General features: G+C 68.4%; 16 protein-coding genes and 1 riboswitch. Of the genes, 5 read left to right on the top strand and 11 right to left on the bottom strand.

Annotated elements, in window-relative coordinates; genetic code table 11:
* Positions 1–314: 314 nt before the first annotated feature.
* The 11 genes from HY726_00425 to rhaD all read right to left on the bottom strand — a co-directional run bounded on the left by HY726_00425 (position 315) and on the right by rhaD (position 11,645).
* A complete protein-coding gene (locus HY726_00425) occupies positions 315–1,829 on the bottom strand; it encodes a tripartite tricarboxylate transporter permease (GenBank protein ID MBI4607456.1) in 1,515 nt (504 codons plus the stop codon).
* 2 nt (positions 1,830–1,831) lie between these two features.
* Positions 1,832–2,281: a tripartite tricarboxylate transporter TctB family protein gene (locus tag HY726_00420; GenBank protein ID MBI4607455.1), complete on the bottom strand. Its 450-nt coding sequence runs from the start codon at positions 2,279–2,281 to the stop codon at positions 1,832–1,834.
* A gap of 1 nt (position 2,282) precedes the next feature.
* Complete coding sequence (locus HY726_00415; GenBank protein ID MBI4607454.1) at positions 2,283–3,251, bottom strand: tripartite tricarboxylate transporter substrate binding protein; 969 nt, start codon at positions 3,249–3,251, stop codon at positions 2,283–2,285.
* 59 nt (positions 3,252–3,310) lie between these two features.
* Positions 3,311–4,801 (bottom strand): sulfatase-like hydrolase/transferase, encoded by a 1,491-nt coding sequence (locus tag HY726_00410; GenBank protein MBI4607453.1) that lies wholly within the window; start codon positions 4,799–4,801, stop codon positions 3,311–3,313.
* Between the two features lie 8 nt (positions 4,802–4,809).
* Complete coding sequence (locus HY726_00405; protein ID MBI4607452.1) at positions 4,810–5,769, bottom strand: tripartite tricarboxylate transporter substrate binding protein; 960 nt, start codon at positions 5,767–5,769, stop codon at positions 4,810–4,812.
* 15 nt (positions 5,770–5,784) lie between these two features.
* Entirely contained in the window at positions 5,785–6,600 is an 816-nt protein-coding gene (locus HY726_00400) for an MBL fold metallo-hydrolase (GenBank protein ID MBI4607451.1), read from the bottom strand.
* Positions 6,597–6,950, bottom strand: coding sequence for a sulfatase-like hydrolase/transferase (locus tag HY726_00395; GenBank protein MBI4607450.1), 354 nt, complete (start codon positions 6,948–6,950; stop codon positions 6,597–6,599). The genes HY726_00400 and HY726_00395 overlap by 4 nt, the downstream gene beginning before the upstream one ends.
* A 20-nt stretch (positions 6,951–6,970) precedes the next feature.
* On the bottom strand, positions 6,971–7,822 hold the full coding sequence (locus HY726_00390) for an NAD(P)-dependent oxidoreductase (GenBank protein ID MBI4607449.1): 852 nt from the start codon (positions 7,820–7,822) through the stop codon (positions 6,971–6,973).
* A 132-nt stretch (positions 7,823–7,954) separates the two neighbouring features.
* Positions 7,955–8,662: a hypothetical protein gene (locus HY726_00385; GenBank protein ID MBI4607448.1), complete on the bottom strand. Its 708-nt coding sequence runs from the start codon at positions 8,660–8,662 to the stop codon at positions 7,955–7,957.
* A 2-nt stretch (positions 8,663–8,664) separates the two neighbouring features.
* The gene (locus HY726_00380; protein MBI4607447.1) at positions 8,665–9,588 is read right to left on the bottom strand and encodes a TIGR03619 family F420-dependent LLM class oxidoreductase; all 924 of its coding nucleotides are present in this window, start codon (positions 9,586–9,588) and stop codon (positions 8,665–8,667) included.
* Positions 9,585–11,645 carry a bifunctional rhamnulose-1-phosphate aldolase/short-chain dehydrogenase gene (gene rhaD / locus HY726_00375; protein ID MBI4607446.1) on the bottom strand — a complete coding sequence of 687 codons (2,061 nt, stop codon included), beginning with the start codon at positions 11,643–11,645 and terminating at the stop codon, positions 9,585–9,587. The genes HY726_00380 and rhaD overlap by 4 nt, the downstream gene beginning before the upstream one ends.
* Before the next feature lie 164 nt (positions 11,646–11,809).
* Between rhaD and HY726_00370 the strand changes: the two genes are divergently transcribed.
* From HY726_00370 to HY726_00350, 5 genes are all read left to right on the top strand, one after another.
* Positions 11,810–13,435 carry a long-chain fatty acid--CoA ligase gene (locus HY726_00370; GenBank protein ID MBI4607445.1) on the top strand — a complete coding sequence of 542 codons (1,626 nt, stop codon included), beginning with the start codon at positions 11,810–11,812 and terminating at the stop codon, positions 13,433–13,435.
* An 81-nt stretch (positions 13,436–13,516) separates the two neighbouring features.
* Positions 13,517–14,542, top strand: coding sequence for an extracellular solute-binding protein (locus tag HY726_00365; protein ID MBI4607444.1), 1,026 nt, complete (start codon positions 13,517–13,519; stop codon positions 14,540–14,542).
* A 63-nt stretch (positions 14,543–14,605) separates the two neighbouring features.
* Positions 14,606–16,267: an iron ABC transporter permease gene (locus HY726_00360; GenBank protein MBI4607443.1), complete on the top strand. Its 1,662-nt coding sequence runs from the start codon at positions 14,606–14,608 to the stop codon at positions 16,265–16,267.
* A gap of 46 nt (positions 16,268–16,313) precedes the next feature.
* Positions 16,314–17,399 (top strand): ABC transporter ATP-binding protein, encoded by a 1,086-nt coding sequence (locus HY726_00355; GenBank protein ID MBI4607442.1) that lies wholly within the window; start codon positions 16,314–16,316, stop codon positions 17,397–17,399.
* 98 nt (positions 17,400–17,497) lie between these two features.
* A riboswitch (TPP riboswitch) is annotated at positions 17,498–17,610 on the top strand.
* A gap of 53 nt (positions 17,611–17,663) precedes the next feature.
* The coding region (locus HY726_00350; protein MBI4607441.1) for a phosphomethylpyrimidine synthase ThiC at positions 17,664–18,374 on the top strand (711 nt) is incomplete at its 3' end.

Below are 18,374 nucleotides of genomic sequence, written 5' to 3'. Positions count from 1 at the left end.
TCCCAACTCGTTTCGCCTATGCCCGTCGCCACGGGTCCTGTCCCGGCGAGCAGCCCCACGGTGCTCACTCCCGCGAACCCGAGACTGTATGATCGTCCGGCGCCGAGTCCCAACCGTGGTGCTTGTCTCGCGGTGCGCTCCGCGCCGCGGGGCGCCCCGCTCGCCGTGCCACCCGTGGCGACGCGCACTGTTTGGCGTAGTTACTTGGAACGGCACTGGGGGCGTGTCGGAGCAATGCCCTTCGAGCGCGGGCTTCGCCCGCGCAATCGAGGGGGAGGTGTCGGAGGGGGCCGTCGAGGCCCCCTCCGATTGTCCTAGGGGCCGACGGCGACGGCCCGCCGCGCCCGCCACCGGCGCGAGGCACGGCAGAACTCCGGGACGACGACGATCACGAGTCCGGCGAGGAGGAGCGCGAGCGTCAGCGGGCGCGAGAGGATCAGCCCCCAGTCGCCGCGCGCCATGAAGAGCGTCTGGCGGAAGGTCTTCTCGAGCATGGGGCCGAGGACCAGCGCCAGGATCACGATCGCCGGCTCGAAGCCGAGCTTCCGGAGGAGATACCCGAGGCCGCCCATGATCACGAGGACCCAGAGGTCGAGCAGGCTGTTGTTCACCGAGTAGGTTCCCACCAGGCAGAGGAGGACCACCAGCGAGAGCAGGAGGTACTGGGGGAGCCGGAGGACGCTCACGAAGAGACCGATGAGCGGCAGGTTCAGGATCAGGAGGATCGCGTTCCCGATGTACATGCTCGCGGCGACTCCCCAGAAGATCTCGGGGCGCTGGGTCATCAGGAGCGGGCCTGGCTGGATTCCGTGGATGACGAGGGCGCCGAGGAGAACGGCGGTAGCCGGCGCGAAGGGGATCCCGAGCGCCAGGAGCGGGACGAGCGCGCCGGCGGTGGCGCCGTTGTTCGCGGACTCGGGCCCGGCGACGCCCTCGATGGCGCCCTTCCCGAACTCCTCCGGGTGCCTCGCCGCCCTGCGCTCGACCGTATAGGAGAGAAACGTCGAGAGGACCGCGGCGGGCCCGGGAATCAGGCCGACGAGGAACCCCAGGATCGAGCCGCGGACGATCGGGCCCGTGGCCCGGCGCCACTCCGTCCGCGTCGGCAGAAGCTCGCGGAGACGCACCGACATCGCGCGGGGCAGACCGCCCCTGGTCTCGGCCAGAGAGAGAATCTCGGCGATCCCGAAGAGCCCCATCGCCACCGGCACCAGCTCGATCCCCTGGGAGAGCCGCACCGATCCGAACGTGAACCGGCTCACCCCCGAGATCGGCTCCATCCCCACGCTGCCGAGCGCGAGGCCGAGCCCGACCATCAGGAACGCCTTCACCAGCGAGCCGCCCGAGAGCCGCGACAGGACCGCGAGGCCCATCACCGTCAACGCGAAGTACTCGGGCGGCCCGAAGCCGAGCGCCGCCTCCGCCAGGAGCGTGGCGAACAGGATGAGGCCCAGCACCCCCAGCGTACCGGCGACGAACGAGCCGACGGCCGAGACCGCGAGCGCCGCGCCGGCCCGGCCCCGGCGGGCCATCTGATAGCCGTCCAGGGCCGTCACCACCGAGGCCGCCTCGCCGGGAACGTTGACGAGGATCGAGGTCGTGGAGCCGCCGTACATGGATCCGTAGTAGATCCCGGCGAGCATGATCAGCGCTGTCGTCGGGTCGAGGGCGAACGTGGACGGGAGGAGCAACGCCATGGCGCCGACCGGGCCGATCCCCGGGAGGACGCCAACGAGTGTCCCGATCACGACGCCGGCCAGGCAGGCGAGCAGGTTCGACGGGCTCAGGGCGACCGAGAAGCCGTAGACCAGCCCCTCAACAGCGCTCATCCCTAACGGGTCCAGACTCCCGCGGGCAGCGGCACCCCCAGCAGGACGCCGAAGAGGTAGTACGACGCGGCTGTCGCGACGACGGCGAGCGCGGCCACGACCGGCCACCGGGCAAGACCGAAGAGCCGAAGGATCACGACGAGGAGGCCAGGCGCCGTCACGGCGTAGCCCAGCCAGGGGAGGAAAAGACAGAAGGCCGCCAGGACGGCCAGCACCCCTGTGACGCGCTTGCCGGCCTCGGCCGGTGGACCCGCCGCAGCCGCAGAGCTCGCGCGGAGGGACTGGAAGACGAACGCCGAGCTGGAGGCGACCAGGAGCAGCCCCACGGCGACGGGGAAGAGGCCCGGCCCGGGCTGCTCGACGCTCCCCGGGGACAGCCGGAGGGCCGCGACGAGATACGCGGCGCTGGAGGCGAGGAAGGCGAGAGCCGCCACCAGGGGGAGCCGGCTCATCCTACTTCTTCCCCAGCCCCAGCCGCCTGATCAGCTCCTCGTTCCTCCGGTAGGAGTCCCAGAGCTCCTGCTTGAGCGCCTCGGATCCCTTGTACTCGATGACGTAGCCGCGCGTCTTGGCCATCGTGACGAAGACCGGCTCGTCCATCGCCTGCCGGGCCGCGTCGTGGATCGTCTTCACGACCCCCGCCGGCGTCCCCTTCGGCGCGATCAGGAGGTAGTAGACGCCCAGCGTGAGGTCATGGCCGAGCTCGCGGAACGTCGGAGCCTCGGGGAAGAGCGGATTCCGGCCCTCCTGGTAGACGGCGAGGATCCGCGCCTTGCCCGCCTGGACGTGGGAGATGATCTCGGAAGGATGGACGTTCAGCCCGTCGATATGGCCACCGAGGAGGGCCGGCACCGACTCGGCGCCTCCCGCGAACGGGACGTGGGTCAGGTCCACCTTGGCTTCGAGCTTCAGCGCTTCCAGGTTCAAGTGGAGGATGGTCCCGACCCCGGGGCTCCCGACGCGGAGCTTTCCGGGCGCGCTTTTGGCCGCCTCCAGGAACTCCCGCATGGTCTTCCAGGCGCTGTCCGCTTTCACCGCGAAGACGATCGGCAGGTTCACCAGCTTGATGATCGGCTCGTAGTCGTCGGGCGTCTTGTACGGGAGGGCGGTGCGGTGGGGCTGGACCGTGAGGACGGCGACGGCGCTGATCCCGATCGTGTAGCCGTCGGGCCCGGCCTGGACGACCTCGGCGTTTCCGATCGTGCCGGCAGCGCCGGGCCGGTTCACGACCGCCACCGGTTTCGGGAAGTGCCGCTTCAGCGCCTCCACCAGGTTCCGGGCCACGATGTCCATCGCGCCGCCCGCGGGGAACGGGCAGATCATCGTCACCGGCCGCTCCGGGTACGCCGCGGCGACCGCCTCGATGGGGGAAAGGAAAGCCGTTACCAGGAGAAGCAAGATCGGTCGGGTGAACAGGCGCATCGTCAACCCTCCATCAGCTCACAGTGTCTGGATCGACCCAAGCGCGCCGCGCCCCCCGCTCACGCGGGCCGAGGGGGGGCGCGCCGGGTCGCCTCGAAAGGCGCGGGATCGAACTCGCCGGGCGCGGGCGTGTAGGCGATCTTCGCGCCACCGGCGAGGATTGCCTCTACGCCCCCGGCCACCTCGATCCGGCGGCGCTGGTCGGCCTTCGCCCGCGCGTCGACCTGCTCCGTGTCCACGATCCCCCGCAGCTCCCGCACGCAGGCCGCGCGGACGTCGGCGTACTGCGGATCGGTGCCCAGGTCCCGCGTCTCGTCCGGGTCCACGGCGAGGTCGAAGAGCTGCGGTGGGTAGCCGACGTAATGGACGTACTTGTAGCGCGCCGTGCGAAGCATGAAGGTCCCGCTCGGCGACATGATGGCGTGGTACTCGCTGAACGCGGTCCGCGGCCGGTCCACCTCCCGCGCCAACCCGATCAGCGACTCGCCAGGCAGGTCCCGGTCCTCGTCAGCAAGCCTCGCCCCGACAGCCTCGACGAGGGTCGGGAAGATGTCCACCAGCATGGCATTCGTCCGCACGACGTGGCCCCGGGGGACGTCGGGACCGGCCATGATCAGCGGGACCGCCACCGAGCTCTCGTACATCGCGCTCTTCCACCAGAGGCCGTGGTCGCCGAGCAGCTCGCCGTGGTCCGTCGAGTACATGACCCGCGTCGTCGCTGCGAGCCCGGCCTCGCTGAGGGCGTCGAGGACGATTCCGACCTGCTCGTCGAGAAAGCTCACCAGCCCGTAGTAGGCAGCCAGGGCCTTCCGGAGGGTTTTCTCGTCGAGCGGCTCCTCGAGCGCCTGCTGCCGCCGCCTGAGATCGATCACGGGGTGGCGCGGCCAGGCTTCCGGAGCGTGCTGGACCGGGAGGGGAACCGAGTCGAGCGGATAGAGGTTGAAGTAGCGCTCCGGGACGACGAGGGGGAAGTGGGGCGACACGAACCCGACGAACAGGACCCACGGCCGGCGTTGATCCCCCGCCTCCTCCGCAAGCCAGCGGGCCGTGGCCTCCGCGATGGCGCGGTCGTAGCGGATATACTCGCTCTCCCCCGGCCTGGCCTCGACCACGTACCTCCGGCTGTGCGGCCGGGGCGGCATGTCCCCGCGGAGGAGGCCGTAGAGGTCACCGACACCTTCGACAACGTGCATCGGCACGCGCTGGTCGGGAAAACCGCTCGGGTCACCGGCCCGCCGGTAATGGAGCTTGCCGATCGTGGTGACCGTGTGCCCCTGCGCGGTGAGCCGGTGACCCCAGCTCGGCGCCTCGGGGCCGACGTACGGGGTGGCGTTGTCCCACGAGTTCACCGCGTGCGCGTAGCGGCCGGTCGCCAGGCTGGCCCGCGACGGGACGCAGATCGGGGTCTGGCAGTAGGCGCTCGCGAAGCGCGTGCCGCGCGCCGCAAGGGCGTCGAGGTTCGGCGTCCTCACCACTGGGTTCCCGTAGCAGCCGAGGATGCGGCGGCTGTGCTCGTCGGACAGGACGAACAGGACGTTCGTGGGTCGCACGCCTCGCCTCACTTCTTCTTCAGGCCCAGCGACTCCACGAGCTTTCCGTTCTGCTCGAAGGAAACCCACAGCTCCCGCGTGATCGCCTCGGGCCCCTGGTAGTCGATATCGATGTCGCCCTTCTTCATCAGCTCGACGAACGATGGCTCTGCCAGGGCCTTCTTGAACGCGTCATGAATCGTCTGGACAACGGCTCTGGGGGTCCCCTTGGGGACGATCAGCGGGTAGTACACCCCGAGCGTCACGTCGTAACCCAGCTCCTTGAAGGTCGGCGCGTCGGGAAAGAGCGGGTTGCGCGCCTCCTGGAAGACGCCGATGACCCGGATCTTCCCCGCCTTGATGTGGGGCAGGACGGGCGCCGGGTGCGCCATCGCGACATCCACGTGCCCGCCGAGCAGGGCCGGAATCTGCTGGGGTCCCTCGAAGGGCACCACCGTCATGTCCACCTTCGCCAGGAGCTTCAGGTGCTCCAGGTCGAGATGGAGGATGGTGCCGATCCCGGGGACCCCGACCCTCACCTTGCCGGGGTTCGCCCGCGCGTACTCCAGGAGTTCCCGCGCGGTCTTCCAGGGCGAGTCGCTCCGCACGAAAAGGACGACCTGGAGGGTGACCAGCTTCATCACGGCGATATAGTCGTCGGGGGTCCGGTACGGGAGGGCGGTCAGCTGCGGCTGCACGGTCAGGATCGCCACAGCGCCGAGACCCAGCGTATAGCCGTCGGGCCTGGCCTGGACCACCTCCGAGATCCCGATGGTGCCGGCGGCCCCGGGCCGGTTCACGACGACCACCGGCTTCGGCAGGTGCTTTTTGACCGCCTCAGCCAGCCCCCGCGCCACGATGTCCACCGCGCCCCCCGCCGGGAACGGCGCGATCAGGGTGATGCTGCGTTCCGGGTACTCGGCCGGCGCGAGAGACGGGAGGCCCAGGGAGGAAAGCCCGACGATCAAACCCACGATCGCGAGGCGCATCGCGCTCCTCCTCTCTCACACTTCCATCAGGTCTTCACCGACGAGCAGTTTTCCCGTGAAGTCCTTCGCGACGACGCGCTGGAGGTCGGCGGGGTCGGTCCGGTCCGTCAGGTGCGAGAGGACCAGCGTCTTCACTGCCGCCGCGGCGGCCACCTTCCCGACCTGATCGGGAAGCGTATGATAGCTCCCCAGCCGCGCGACCTGGACCTCCCAGGAGGCGAAGCCGCCGCCGGGGTTCAGGCGGAGCGTCGTCACGTCGGTGCACTCGTGGATAAGGACATCCACCTCGCGGCAGTGCCGGATCAGGTTCTCGCACGGTCGCGTGTCGCCTGAGACCGCGACCGACCGCTCGGCGCCGTCGAAGCGGAAGCCGAAGGCCGGCTCCACGGGCAAGTGCTCCACCAGGAACGCGCTGATGCGGACGTCGGCCGACTCGTAGATCACGCCCGGCGCGATCTCGTGAACCTCGACCCGCGGTCCCGGCCGCTGGTCCTGGTGCGCCCGGCGCACCTCGATGTCGTAGTCGTGGAGGCGGAGCAGGTCGTCCACGTACCGCCGCGTCCCGGATGGCCCCCAGACGTGGAACGGCGCGTTCTGGCCCATGATCCAGCGGCTCAGCACGAGGTGCCCGAGGTCGATGGTGTGATCCGAGTGGTGGTGGGTGATCAGGACGTGGTGAACATCCAGCGGCGAGACCCCGATGGAGACGAGCTGGCAGGCGACGCCGCTGCCGCAATCCACGAGAAAGCGCTCGCTCCCGACGTCGAAGAGCTGGCTCGGCCCGCGACGTCTCGGGTTGGGCCGCGGGAAACCGGTTCCCAGGAGCGTCACACGCACGGTCCACCACGGTACCCTGGGAACCCGGTGGACCATTCGGCGATAGCCCCCACCCCGACCGTGTGGGCGTTGCGTCCCGTCAGGAGGCACGCCCGGGTGGGTGAGCACATGGACGTCACGTGGAAGTTGTTGTAGCGGAGGCCGTCGGCCGCGAGCCGGTCCGCGTTCCGCGTCTCGATCTCCGAGCCGTAGCAGCCGAGATCGGCGAAGCCCACATCGTCGAGGACGACGAAGAGGACGTTGGGAGCGCCCTGGGGTGGCCGCGGCCGCTCGGGCCACCAGGGTGTCGACTCGCGGTATGTGCGGCCGATGACACCGCGAAAACCGGAATCGGTGTTCGACACGGTTCCCTCCAGGGCCCGCGTCAGTCGAGCTTTATCAGGTCGCGCCAGCTGTACCTGGGACGATACCCGAGCACGGCCTCGGCGCGCCTGTTGGAGATCGCCGGCTGAGTCCCGCGCAGCGCGGCCGCCATCTTCTCCGCTCCAGGGTAGTAGCGGGGCAGCAGGTTCGCAAGGGGCTCACGCGCGAGTGGATCGGCCGCGCCGGCGAAGAAGACGCTGTACCCCGGCAACTCCCGCTCGACCGCGAGACGGAACACCAGCGCGGCGTCGCGGATGTCGACGTAGCTGAACAGGTTGCCCGCGGCAAGCTCGGGATGCTCGAGGCGCGGCCGGAGGCGCGTGTCCAGCTCCTCCGGCGTCACGAGATAGCACGGACGGAGCGCCACCGCCGACCCACCGGTCCGCCGCTGCCAGGCCTTGAGGATCTCTTCGGTGACGAGCTTCGAGAGCCCGTACGCGTTATGGGGAGCGAGGGGGTGATCCTCGTCCACCGGCAGGTAGGCGAGCCTGAAGGTGTCCCTCGGCGCCATGAAGCCGAGGAGCGCGGGACTGCTCGCGAACACGAGCTTCGGCACGCCGAGGGTGGCGGCGGCCTCGGCTACGTGAAACGCTCCCAGGACGTTGGACGCAAACTGCACCTCCTCGCCGAAGAGCCCGGGGTAGGTAATCGCGGACAGGTGAACGATCACATCCGCGTCCCTCACCGCGCCGACGACCTGGCCGAGGTCACGATGATCGCCGAGCCGGACGCGGATGCCCTCGCTCTCCTCGGGGCGCTGCTGATCGAAAACGAGGATGTCGTGCTCCTCGCGCAGCTCGGCGACCACCGCCCGGCCGAGCCGTCCGCTGCCCCCGGTCACGACCACCCGCATGGCGTGGACCTCACCCGCCGTTCCAGAAGCGCTCGGCCAGGTCCAGAATCTCGCCCATGGGCTCCCTCGTATCTGGACGCCGCGATCCCCGGCGGCCCTGCTATCCGCTGACGGTTCCCGCCTCCTCCCGGGCTACCAGAACTTCTCCCACTTCACGGACCTGCGATCGAGACCCTTCGCCATCAGGACGTCGCGGATCCTGTTGATCGTCTCGCCCCCGCCCGACACGTAGGCCACGAGCCCCTCAACCGATCGGACGACCCGCTCCACCGCCTCCTCGGGTTCGCCCTTCTCCCCGTCCCACCCGCCGGTGGCCTCCCTCACGACCGGCAGATAGCCGAAGGCGGGATAGCGGCGGCTCAGCAGCCTGAACTCCGGGTCGTAGGCGAGCCAGGAGGGATCCCGGCCCCAGTAGATCAACGTCGCGGGCCGGCCGAAGCCGGTCTGAAAGCAATCCCAGAGGATCGAGCGGATCGGGACGATCCCGATCTCCTCGGCGACGAAGAGGGGCCGCCGGGGGTCCGCGCGCTTCAGGACAAAGCCACCCATCGGCCCTTTGAACTCGACCGGGTCGCCCACCTTGAGGCTCGTGAACCACCGGGAGCCGATCTGGCCGGGAGCCACGTCGGCGCAGAGGGTGATCACGCGACGGCTCGAGGGCGGCGAGGCCAACGAGTAGGCGCGAACGGTCTTGGGGCCGAAGGGGATCGAGACCCACTGGCCGGCCTCGAAGCCGAGCTCCGGAGGGTCCTCCATCCTGAGATCGACCTCGAAGATCGCGGGAGTCAGGCGCCGCCCCGCCTCGACGCGGCTCTTGCCCACGACCACCTTGGGGGCCATGCCTACCCCTTCCTTCGGAAATGGGGCAGGATCTCGGACGCCAGGATCTCGAGCTGCTCCTCCTCCTCGGCGGATTCGCAGATCGGGTTGAGGAGGAAGTAGCCGCAGCCGGCCTCGGCGAAGCGCTCGATCTGCTCGATGCACCGGGAGGGAGTGCCGATGAAGCCATACTTCTCGGCCAGCGGGGCGAAGTCCTGGTTGTAGCGTTTCGACAGACGCCTGACCCACGTATCCCGCGCCTTGTCGTGGTCCTTTCCCGCGGTGATGAAGGTGAGGTGGGCGGTCTCGAGCGGTCCCGGCTCTCGCCCCGCGGCGAGGGCCGCCTCACGCATCGTCTCCACGCTCCGCCTGTAGCGGTCCGGCGTCACCACGTAAGAGACCCAGCCGTCGCCCAGCTTTCCCGCACGGCGGAGCGCGGCGTCCGACCGGCCCCCGATCCAGATCCGTGGGCCGCCGGGCTGGACCGGTTTCGGGTCGATGCTCACGCCCTCGAACTTGACAAACCTTCCCGCGAACGACGCGGGCGTCCGCGTCCAGAGCGCCCGCAGCACCTCGATCCCCTCGTTGACACGAGCCCCGCGCTCGTTGTGAGGGATGCCGCAGGCCTCGAACTCCTTGGGGTTCTCCCCTCCCACGCCGACGCCGAAGATCAGCCGCCCCTGCGAGAGCACGTCGAGGGTGGACGTGGCCTTGGCCACCGCGGTCGGGTGGCGGAGCGCCAGGAGATACACCGCCGTCCCGAGCCTGACATGACGGGTGATCGCGGCATAGGACGCAAGCAGCGTGAGAGACTCGTAGAGCGGGTTGTGGAAGCTCACGTGGTCGCCGGTCCAGAGCGAGTCGAAGCCGAGCGCCTCGACACGCTGGGCGAGGGCGAACTGCTTCTCCGGCGGGTGGAGCGAGAGCTGGGCGCCGAACCTGATCATCGCGGGAAGGCGTCCTTCAAGCCGCCGTCCACCGTGAGGGTGCACCCGGTGGTCTTGGCGGAGCGGTCCGAGGCGAGGAAGCAGACCGCCTCCGCCACATCCTCGGGAACGATCGAGACCCCGAGGAGGTTGCGCGTCCGGTAGAACGCCTCGAGCTGATCCTCGGAGATTCCCTGCGCCCGCGCGCGCTCGCGCCGGACCTGTGGCGACCAGAGCCTGGAGTCCTGGAACACCGCATCGGGGTTGACGATGTTGGCGCGGATGCCGAAGGGCCCGCCCTCGAGGGCCAGGACTTTGGCGAGCTGGGCTTCGGCGGCCTTGGAGGCGGAATAGGCACCGAAGTCCTTGCCCGGGGACATGACGTTCTTCGTCGCGACGAAGACGACCGCTCCGCCGAGCCCCTGCGCCTTGAGGACGCGGAGCGTCTCGCGTACCACCAGGAAGTGGCCCGTCGCGTTCACCGCCAGGCTCCGCTCCCAGTCCGCCAGCTCGGTCCGGTCGAGAGCTGCAGCGTGCGCCACCCCGGCGTTGGAGACGACGATGTCGAGGCCCCCGTAGGCGAGCACGGCTTCCTCGACGGCCCGGCCGACCGAGGCCTCACGGGTCACGTCCATCGCGAGCCCGAGGGCCCGGCCCGCGCCGTGCGCACTGCTGATCTCCTCAGCCGTCTTGAGCGCCCCGGCCCCGTCCAGGTCTCCGATCACGACGTGGGCGCCCTCCCGAGCGAGCCTGAGCGCCACCGCCTTGCCGATCCCGCTCGCCCCTCCCGTGACCAGCGCGATCCGCCGCGCCAGCTCCTTCTCGGGAGGCGCCAGGGTGAGCTTGTACAGCTCGAGCGGCCAGTACTCGACGTCGAAGGCCTCCTTCGAGGTCAGCGAGACGTACCGGCCGAAACTGGAGGCGGCGCCGAGGACGGAGATCGTATGGTGGTAGAGATCCGCGACGATCCCGGCCGTCCGCGCGTCCTTGCCCGTCGTGAACATCCCGAGCCCCGGGATCAGGATTATCCTGGGGAAGGGGTCCAGGAGCGTGGCGCCCTCGAAGCGGTTGGCCTCGAAGTAGGCGGTGTAATCGGTCACGAAGCGCTCCACGGCGTCTCCGAGCACAGCCTTGAGCCGGTCCGGATCGCCGGGACGATCGGCCCGCACGAAGCAGGGAAGCCGCTTGGTGTAGATCGTGTGATCGGGCGTCGCCGGGCCGACCTGCGAGAGCGTTGGCGCCTCGATCGAGGCCACGAACTCCAGGACGTCGGGAGCATCGTCGAAATGGAGGATCGCCCGTCGGGCGCGGCTCACCAGCCCCCGGAGGAACGGCGCGACCGCCAGCGCCACCTCCCGACGGGCGTCGGGGTCGAGGGGAGCCACCTGCACCCCACCGAAGCGCCGTCGCCCCCTGCCCTTTGCGCCGATCGCCGCCTCGGCTCGCGTAATCAGGTCAAGCGTCGCGAGGTACGCTGCCCTCGCCGTGCCCCCCCAGTTGATCGTGCCGTGCTTTTCCAGAATCACCGCCCTGGCCTCTGGATTCTCCCGGAGCGCCAGTGCCACGTCCTTGGAAAGCCGGAAGCCCGGACGCCGGTAAGGGATCGCCACGACCTCCCGCCCGTAGACCTGGCGCAGCAGGTCGGCGCAGCGGTCGGTGTTGGTCAGCGAGACGATGGCGTCGGCATGGGTATGGATGACGACCTCGAAGGGCAGGAAGCCATGGAGGAGGGTCTCGATCGACGGCCGCGGGCCGCCGGGCTCCTGGAGCGCGTGCACGAGGTAGTCCACCATCTCCTGGTCGCCCATCTCGTCCCGCTCGAGGAGCGCCAGCAGGTCATCCATCCGGACGCCGGGGAAGTCCTTCCGGGTGATGGTCTTGAGATCTGAGCCGCTCCCCTTCACCCTGAGAACTCTGACCTCCCGCCCGGCGAAGTCGCGCTCGACCACCTTGATCGAGGTGTTGCCGCCACCCCAGACCACGAGGGAGGTCTCGGCACCGATGAGGCGCGAGGCGTAGACGAGCAGATCGAGGCTTGAGAGGCCCTTCGTCTCGGCGTCGGACCAGCGCGAGTCCATCGTGGCCCCACGATACACCGAAGAGGGCAAACCAGTAAAGGCGACGAGGTTGACAGGACGCAGGTGCGCCACTAGCATTTGGGGGACTGGTCGCCGAACCGACGGCGACGCGGAGGGTCGGGCGCGCAATGGGAGCTGCGGCGAGGGTCGAGGGGGATGACGCGATGAAGGGTCTGATGATGGACTACCCGCTCACGCTGACCCACTTCTTCGAGCGGAGCCGCCGGCTGTTCGCCCGGAAGGGCATGGCCACGCGCGTGCCGGCAGCCCCGCTGTTCCGGTACACCTACGCCGAGTTCGGTGAGCGCGTCATGCGGCTGGCCGGTGCGCTCCAGGCGCTGGGGCTCCGCCGGGGCGACCGGGTCGGCACCTTCGCCTGGAACTCCCACCGCCACGCGGAGATCTACTGGGCCGTCCCGCTCCTCGGCGCGGTCCTCCACACGGTGAACATCCGCCTCTCGCCCCAGGACCTCACCTACATCATGAGCCACGCGGGAGACTCGGTCCTCTTCCTGGACGCGAGCCTCTGGCCCCTCATCGACCCGATCAGGAAGGACCTGAAGACGGTCCGGCACTACGTCGTCATGCCTGAAGCTGCGCGCGTGACTCCGGCGGGCGTGCTCGAGTATGAGTCGCTGCTCAGCGACGCCAAGCCCGTGACCGAATGGCCCCGGCTCGAGGAGGACGACGCCGCGGGGATGTGCTACACCTCGGGAACCACCGGCCACCCGAAGGGCGTGGTCTACAGCCACCGCGCCATCTTCATCCACTGCCTGGCCCAGGCGATGACGGACTCCTTCGGGATCTCCGAGAAGGACGTCATCCTCCACATCGTCCCGATGTTCCACGCCAACGCCTGGTGCGTGCCATTCGCCGGGACGATGGTCGGCGCGACGCAGATCTTCGGCGGCCCCAACCCCCAGCCCCGCGACATCGCCGAGCTGATCCAGGCGGAGAAAGTGACCTTCGTCGGCGCGGTGCCCACGGTCTGGATCGCGATCAAGGAACTGGTGGAGAAAGAGTCGTTCGACCTCTCCTCGATCCGCTGCATCCCGATCGGCGGCTCGGCCGCTCCGAAGAGCCTCCTCGAGGTCTACGAGAAGAAGTTCGGCGTCACGATGACCCACGCCTGGGGGATGACCGAGATGACCCCGCTCGGGACTATCTCGCGGCTGAAAAGCTACATGGAGGCCTGGCCCGACGAGCAACGCTACGCGGTGAGGGCCAAGCAGGGGTACGTCAGCGTCGGCGTCGAACTCAGAGCCGTGGACGATGAGGGAAAGGAAGTCCCCTGGGACGGCAAATCCATGGGGGAGCTCCAGGTGCGCGGCCCCTGGGTCGTGAAAGGCTATTACAACAATCCCGACAGCGCGAAGTCGTTCACACCCGACGGCTGGTTCAAGACCGGCGATGTCGTGACGATCGACCCCGAGGGGTACATCCAGATCATGGACCGCACCAAGGACCTGATCAAATCCGGCGGCGAGTGGATCTCGAGCGTGGACATGGAGAGCCTCCTCATGGCCCACCCGAAGGTCCTCGAGGCCGCCGTCATCGCTGTCCCCCACGCCAAGTGGGTCGAGCGCCCGCTCGCCTGCGTCGTCCCCAAGCCCGAGGCGAAGGGCGCCCTCACGGCCGCGGAGCTGATCGAGTTCCTCAGGCCCCAGGTCGCCAGGTGGTGGCTCCCCGACGCGATCGTCTTCCTGGACGCCATCCCCAAGACCAGCGTCGGGAAGTTCGACAAGAAGGTCCTCCGGGAGCAGTTCAGGAACTGGACGCCGGAGGCGTGAGCCGTTGGGAGGAGTGGCAACTGCCGCCAGCAGCGGCGAACGAAAACCCGAACTGACCAGCACCCATGGAGGGGGAAGGTCATGGTGACGCGTTGGCTTCTCACGATCGCAATCGTAGTGGCATGGGCCGTGATGCCGGCCGACCGCGCCTCCGCCCAGGACGCGCGCCTGGAGGCCGCCCGGAAAGAAGGGAAGGTCGTCTGGTACACCTCGCTCGCGCTCCGCAGCGCCGAAAAGGTCGCCAAGATGTTCGAGGCGGCTTACCCGGGGATCAAGGTGGAGGTCCACCGGACAGGCTCGCAGCGGGTGCTCCAGCGGCTCATGCAGGAGCTGCAGGCGAACATCAAGAACGCAGATGTGGTGCATACGTCGGACGCCGGCCACTTCGTGCTGCTGAAGGAGAAAAAGCTCCTCATGCAGTACACGCCCGCGGGCGTCGAGAAGTTCCCGTCCGGCTTCAAGGACCGGGACGGCTACTACTACGGCCTGCGCGCCACCCTCACGGTCATCGCGTACAACCCGAAGCTCGTCTCGCCAGCCGAGGTTCCCAGGACGTGGAAGGATCTTCTCGATCCGAAGTGGAAGGGGAAGCTGGTCACGGCTCACCCTGGCTACAGCGGGCTCATCGCGACCCACGTGCTCGCCCTGGTGAACCTCCACGGGTGGGACTACTTCAAGCAGCTCGCCCAGAACAAGCTCATGCTGGTTCAGTCGGCGGTTGACCCGGCGGGCGTGGTGGCTTCCGGAGAGCGGCCTGTGGCCGTGAACGGGGGCGACTACACCTTCTATCAAAGCAAGAAGAAGGGGAATCCGATCGAGATCGTCTACCCGAAGGAAGGTGTCCCGCTCATCGTCTCACCCGCCGCCATCACCAGCTTCGCGCCTCACCCCAACGCCGCCAAGCTCTTCACCGACTTCACCTTCAGCAAGGAGGTCCAGCAAGCCCTGGCGGACAGCGAGGGTCTCTACACGGGGCACCCGGAGGTGAAGTATCCGGCTGACAAACCCAAGCTGAACGAGCTGAAGCTCCTCCCAGCCGACGCGGACGAGCTGGAGAAGCGGAACGAAGAGATCAAGAAGCGCTTCGTGGAGTTCTTCGGCGCGTAGGGTCGCCCGGTGAATCGAGAGACCACGGTCCTGTCGCGCGCGGTCGTTTCCCGCCTCGAAGGAATGGAGCGCTCCGTTCCTGTCTGGATCCTGGCGGCCCTGACCCTGGCCCTCCTGATCCTCCTCCCCCTCGGCTGGCTCGCCCACGTGAGCGTGTCGAGCGAGGGCGGCGTCACGCTCGCCCACTACCGGAAGGTGTTCACCGACCCGCACCTGCAGAAGGCGCTCTGGAACACCCTCGTCCTGGCCATCTGGGCGGGGCTTGCGTCGCTGGCGATCGGCGCGCCCATGGCCTGGCTCTCGTCGCGGACGGACCTCCCGGGAAAGCGGTTGATCCGCGGCCTCATCATGGCGTCGTTCGTGACGCCGCCCTTTCTCGGCGCCTTCGCCTGGGTAATGCTGGCTGGGCCGAACGCGGGGCTCCTTAACAAGCTGTACCGCAGCCTCACAGGCGCCGAGGACCCGCTCTTCAACATCTTCACCATGCCCGGGCTCATCTTCGTCGTGGCCCTCTACACCTTCCCCTATGTCTTCATCATGATCGCCAACACCCTCGACCTGATCGCCTCAGACCTGGAGGAAGCGGCTGCTGTCCTCGGGGCCGGCCGCCTCCAGGTCGCGCTGACGATCACGCTCCCCCTCGTCGCCCCGGCCATCCTGAGCGGCTTCATCCTGGCCGTCCTCCAGGCCCTGGCGCTCTTCGGCTCGCCGGCCATCCTGGCGCTTCCCGCGGGTTTCCACACGATCACGACCCAGATCTGGGCCCTCTTTCAGTACCCGCCGAAGGTGGAGATGGCCGCGGCCTTTTCCATCCCGCTCCTCCTGGCGACGGCGCTCCTCCTGCTGATGCAGAAGAAACTCCTCGGGCGGCGCGGCTATGCGAGCGTGGGGGGGAAAGGCGGCCAGCGCCGGAGCGTGGGGCTGGGGCCCTGGCGCTACCCCGCGCTCCTCGGCTGCCTCGCCGTCATGGCCTGCGCCATCTTTCTTCCCTACGGGATCCTGGCGAAGGCCGCCCTCTCCCGCGCGTGGGCCCAGCCGATGACGTGGGAGAACCTCACCCTTGGGAACTTCGCGTTCACCTTCTTCCAGTACAGCTCAACCCAGGCCGCCATCCTCAACACGCTCGAGCTGGGCGTTATGACCGCGTGCGTGGGGGCGGGGCTGGCCGCGCTCCTCGCCTACATCGCGAACCGACGGATCATCCTCGGCCACCAGCTCCTCGCCTTCTTGGCCCTCGCCCCCATCGTCATCCCCGGCGTCGTGCTGGCCGTCGGGCTCTTCGTCGCGTATACGCGCCCGCCGCTCCTCCTCTACGGCACCCTCTGGATCCTCTTCGTCGCCTACCTCACCAAGGAGATGCCGGTGGGCTACTCGCAGTCCGACGCCACGTTCCGCGGGATCCACGCCGAGCTCGAGGAGGCCGGTCGCATCCTCGGTGCCGGCCGCCTCCGCGTCCTCGGCGAGATCACGGCCCCCCTCGCGCGGAGTGGAATCATCGCAACCTGGTGCTTCATCTTCATCGGCGTGATCCGCGAGCTGTCGGCCTCGATCCTCCTGTTCACGCCCAGCACCAAGGTCATGTCGGTGGTGATCTTCGACCTCAAGGAGGAGGGGCACTTCGGCGCGATCGCCGTTCTCGGCCTCTTCATGCTCGCCATGACCTTCGCCATCGTGGTCCTGATGCAGACCGTCCTCGGGCGCGACTTCCTCGGCGCCAAGGAGTGAACGGGTTCGTTATCGCGAGCCACAGGCACGCATCGAGGCGCCAACGATGCCCGGCGTGACGATCAGGAACCTGACCAAACGGTACGGCCACGTGGCGGCCGTCGAAGGGCTCTCCCTCCAGGTCAAGCCCGGCGAGCTGGTGTCGCTTCTGGGTCCGTCGGGGTGCGGGAAGACGACGACGCTCCGCCTGATCGCGGGCTTTCTCAAGCCCGAAACGGGAGAGATCTGGGTCGCCGAGCGATGCCTCTCCTCACCGACGACCGTGGTCCCGCCGGAGCGGCGGCGGATGGCGATGATCTTCCAGAGCTACGCCCTCTGGCCCCACATGAGCGTGGCGGAGAATGTCGCCTACGGTCTCCGGTTCAAGAAGGGGCTGTCCAAGGCCGAGCGCGAACGGCGGGTCAAGGAGATCCTCAGGGTGGTCCAGCTCGACGGGTTCGACTCGCGCTACCCGGGGGAACTCTCAGGAGGACAGCAGCAACGCGTGGCGGTGGCCAGGGCGCTGGTGGTGGAGCCCGAGATCCTCCTCTTAGACGAACCTCTCAGCAACCTCGATGCAAACCTCCGAGAAGAAATGCGTTTCGAGATACGCCGCCTTCACGAGGCGTTCGGTATCACCACCCTCAACGTGACCCACGACCAGGTCGAGGCCATGGTGATCTCAGACCGGATCGCGGTGCTCCACGGGGGGCACGTGGCTCAGGTCGGGACGGCGGAAGAGCTGTTCCAGCAGCCGCGGACGCGCTTCGTCGCCGAGTTCATCGGGAAGACCAACCTAGTGGACGCCGTCGCAGCAGAGCCAGGCGTGGTGACGCGAGGCAGGCTGCGACTCAGGATCGCCTCCGCAGACCTGAAGCCGGGCACGGCTGTGGCCGTTTCCGTCCGCCCCCATGAGATCGAGATCGTCGCGGACTCCCGGGCTCCGACGCTGACCGGGCACAACCTCCTGCGCGGGATGGTCCAGCGCGTGAGCTATCTCGGTGACACCGTGGACTGCCAGGTCCAGGTGGAAGGAAGCGATATGATCCTGCGCGTGGCGGCTCCGCCCTCGTTGCGCCTGCAGCCGGGCGACGCCGTCAACCTGGCCGTGGCGCCGGTTGCGTGTATCGCGTTGACCGACAGGGAAGAGTGAGTTGCCACAAATCCGCCGCCCGCTCCTAGGCCTCCAGCTCGCGAGGTCGATCCGGAGAACCAGTTGCAAACGCGTCTCCGGAGGTTGTAGAGTAAGAGCCGAGAACAAGCGGGAGCTCGGGAAACCGGGCTGAGAGGGTGGCTGCTTTGCCACCGACCGCCTGAACCTGACCTGGGTAATGCCAGCGTAGGGAGGCGACAAAGACCCGAACGCCGCTGGGTTACCCCGGCGGCGATTCATTTTCAGAGCTAGAAGGAGTCAGCGATGGCCAACGCCGCGACGAAGCGACCTGCGTTCAGAAAAGTCTATGTCAACGGGAGCCATCCGGACCTTCGGGTCCCGATGCGCGAGGTCCTCCTGACCCCGCCGAACCCGCCGGTCCGCCTCTACGACAGCAGTGGGCCCTACACGGACCCCGCCTACCAGGCCGATCTCAAAACGGGCCTCGGACCGCTCAGGCTCGCTTGGGTACTGGCCCGCGAGGACGTGGAGGAGCTTCGCGAGCCGACGTCGAGCTACCGGAGGGAACGCGAGGCCGATCCGACCCTGGACGAGATCCGCTTCCCGGCGAGCCGGAGGTCCCTCCGCGCCAGGGCGGGGCGGCGCGTGACCCAGATGCACTACGCGCGGCGAGGGGAGATCACGCCGGAGATGGAGTTCATCGCCGTGCGTGAGGGTGTCTCCGCCGAGTTCGTGCGGCAGGAGGTCGCGCGGGGTCGGGCGATCATCCCGGCCAATATCAACCACCCCGAGTCCGAGCCGATGATCATCGGGCGCAACTTCCTGGTGAAGATCAACGCCAACATCGGCAACTCCGCGGTGACCTCCTCCATCGAAGAAGAGGTCGAGAAGATGCTCTGGGCGACCCGCTGGGGCGCCGACACCGTGATGGACCTCTCCACCGGCAAGAACATCCACGAGACCCGCGAGTGGATCCTCCGCAACTCCCCGGTGCCGATCGGCACGGTCCCGATC

The organism is Candidatus Rokuibacteriota bacterium (assembly GCA_016209385.1).
Classification (GTDB): domain Bacteria; phylum Methylomirabilota; class Methylomirabilia; order Rokubacteriales; family CSP1-6; genus JACQWB01.
The sequence above is the reverse complement of the archived record's forward strand: the minus strand, read 5'-3'. Positions and strand labels throughout refer to the sequence as shown.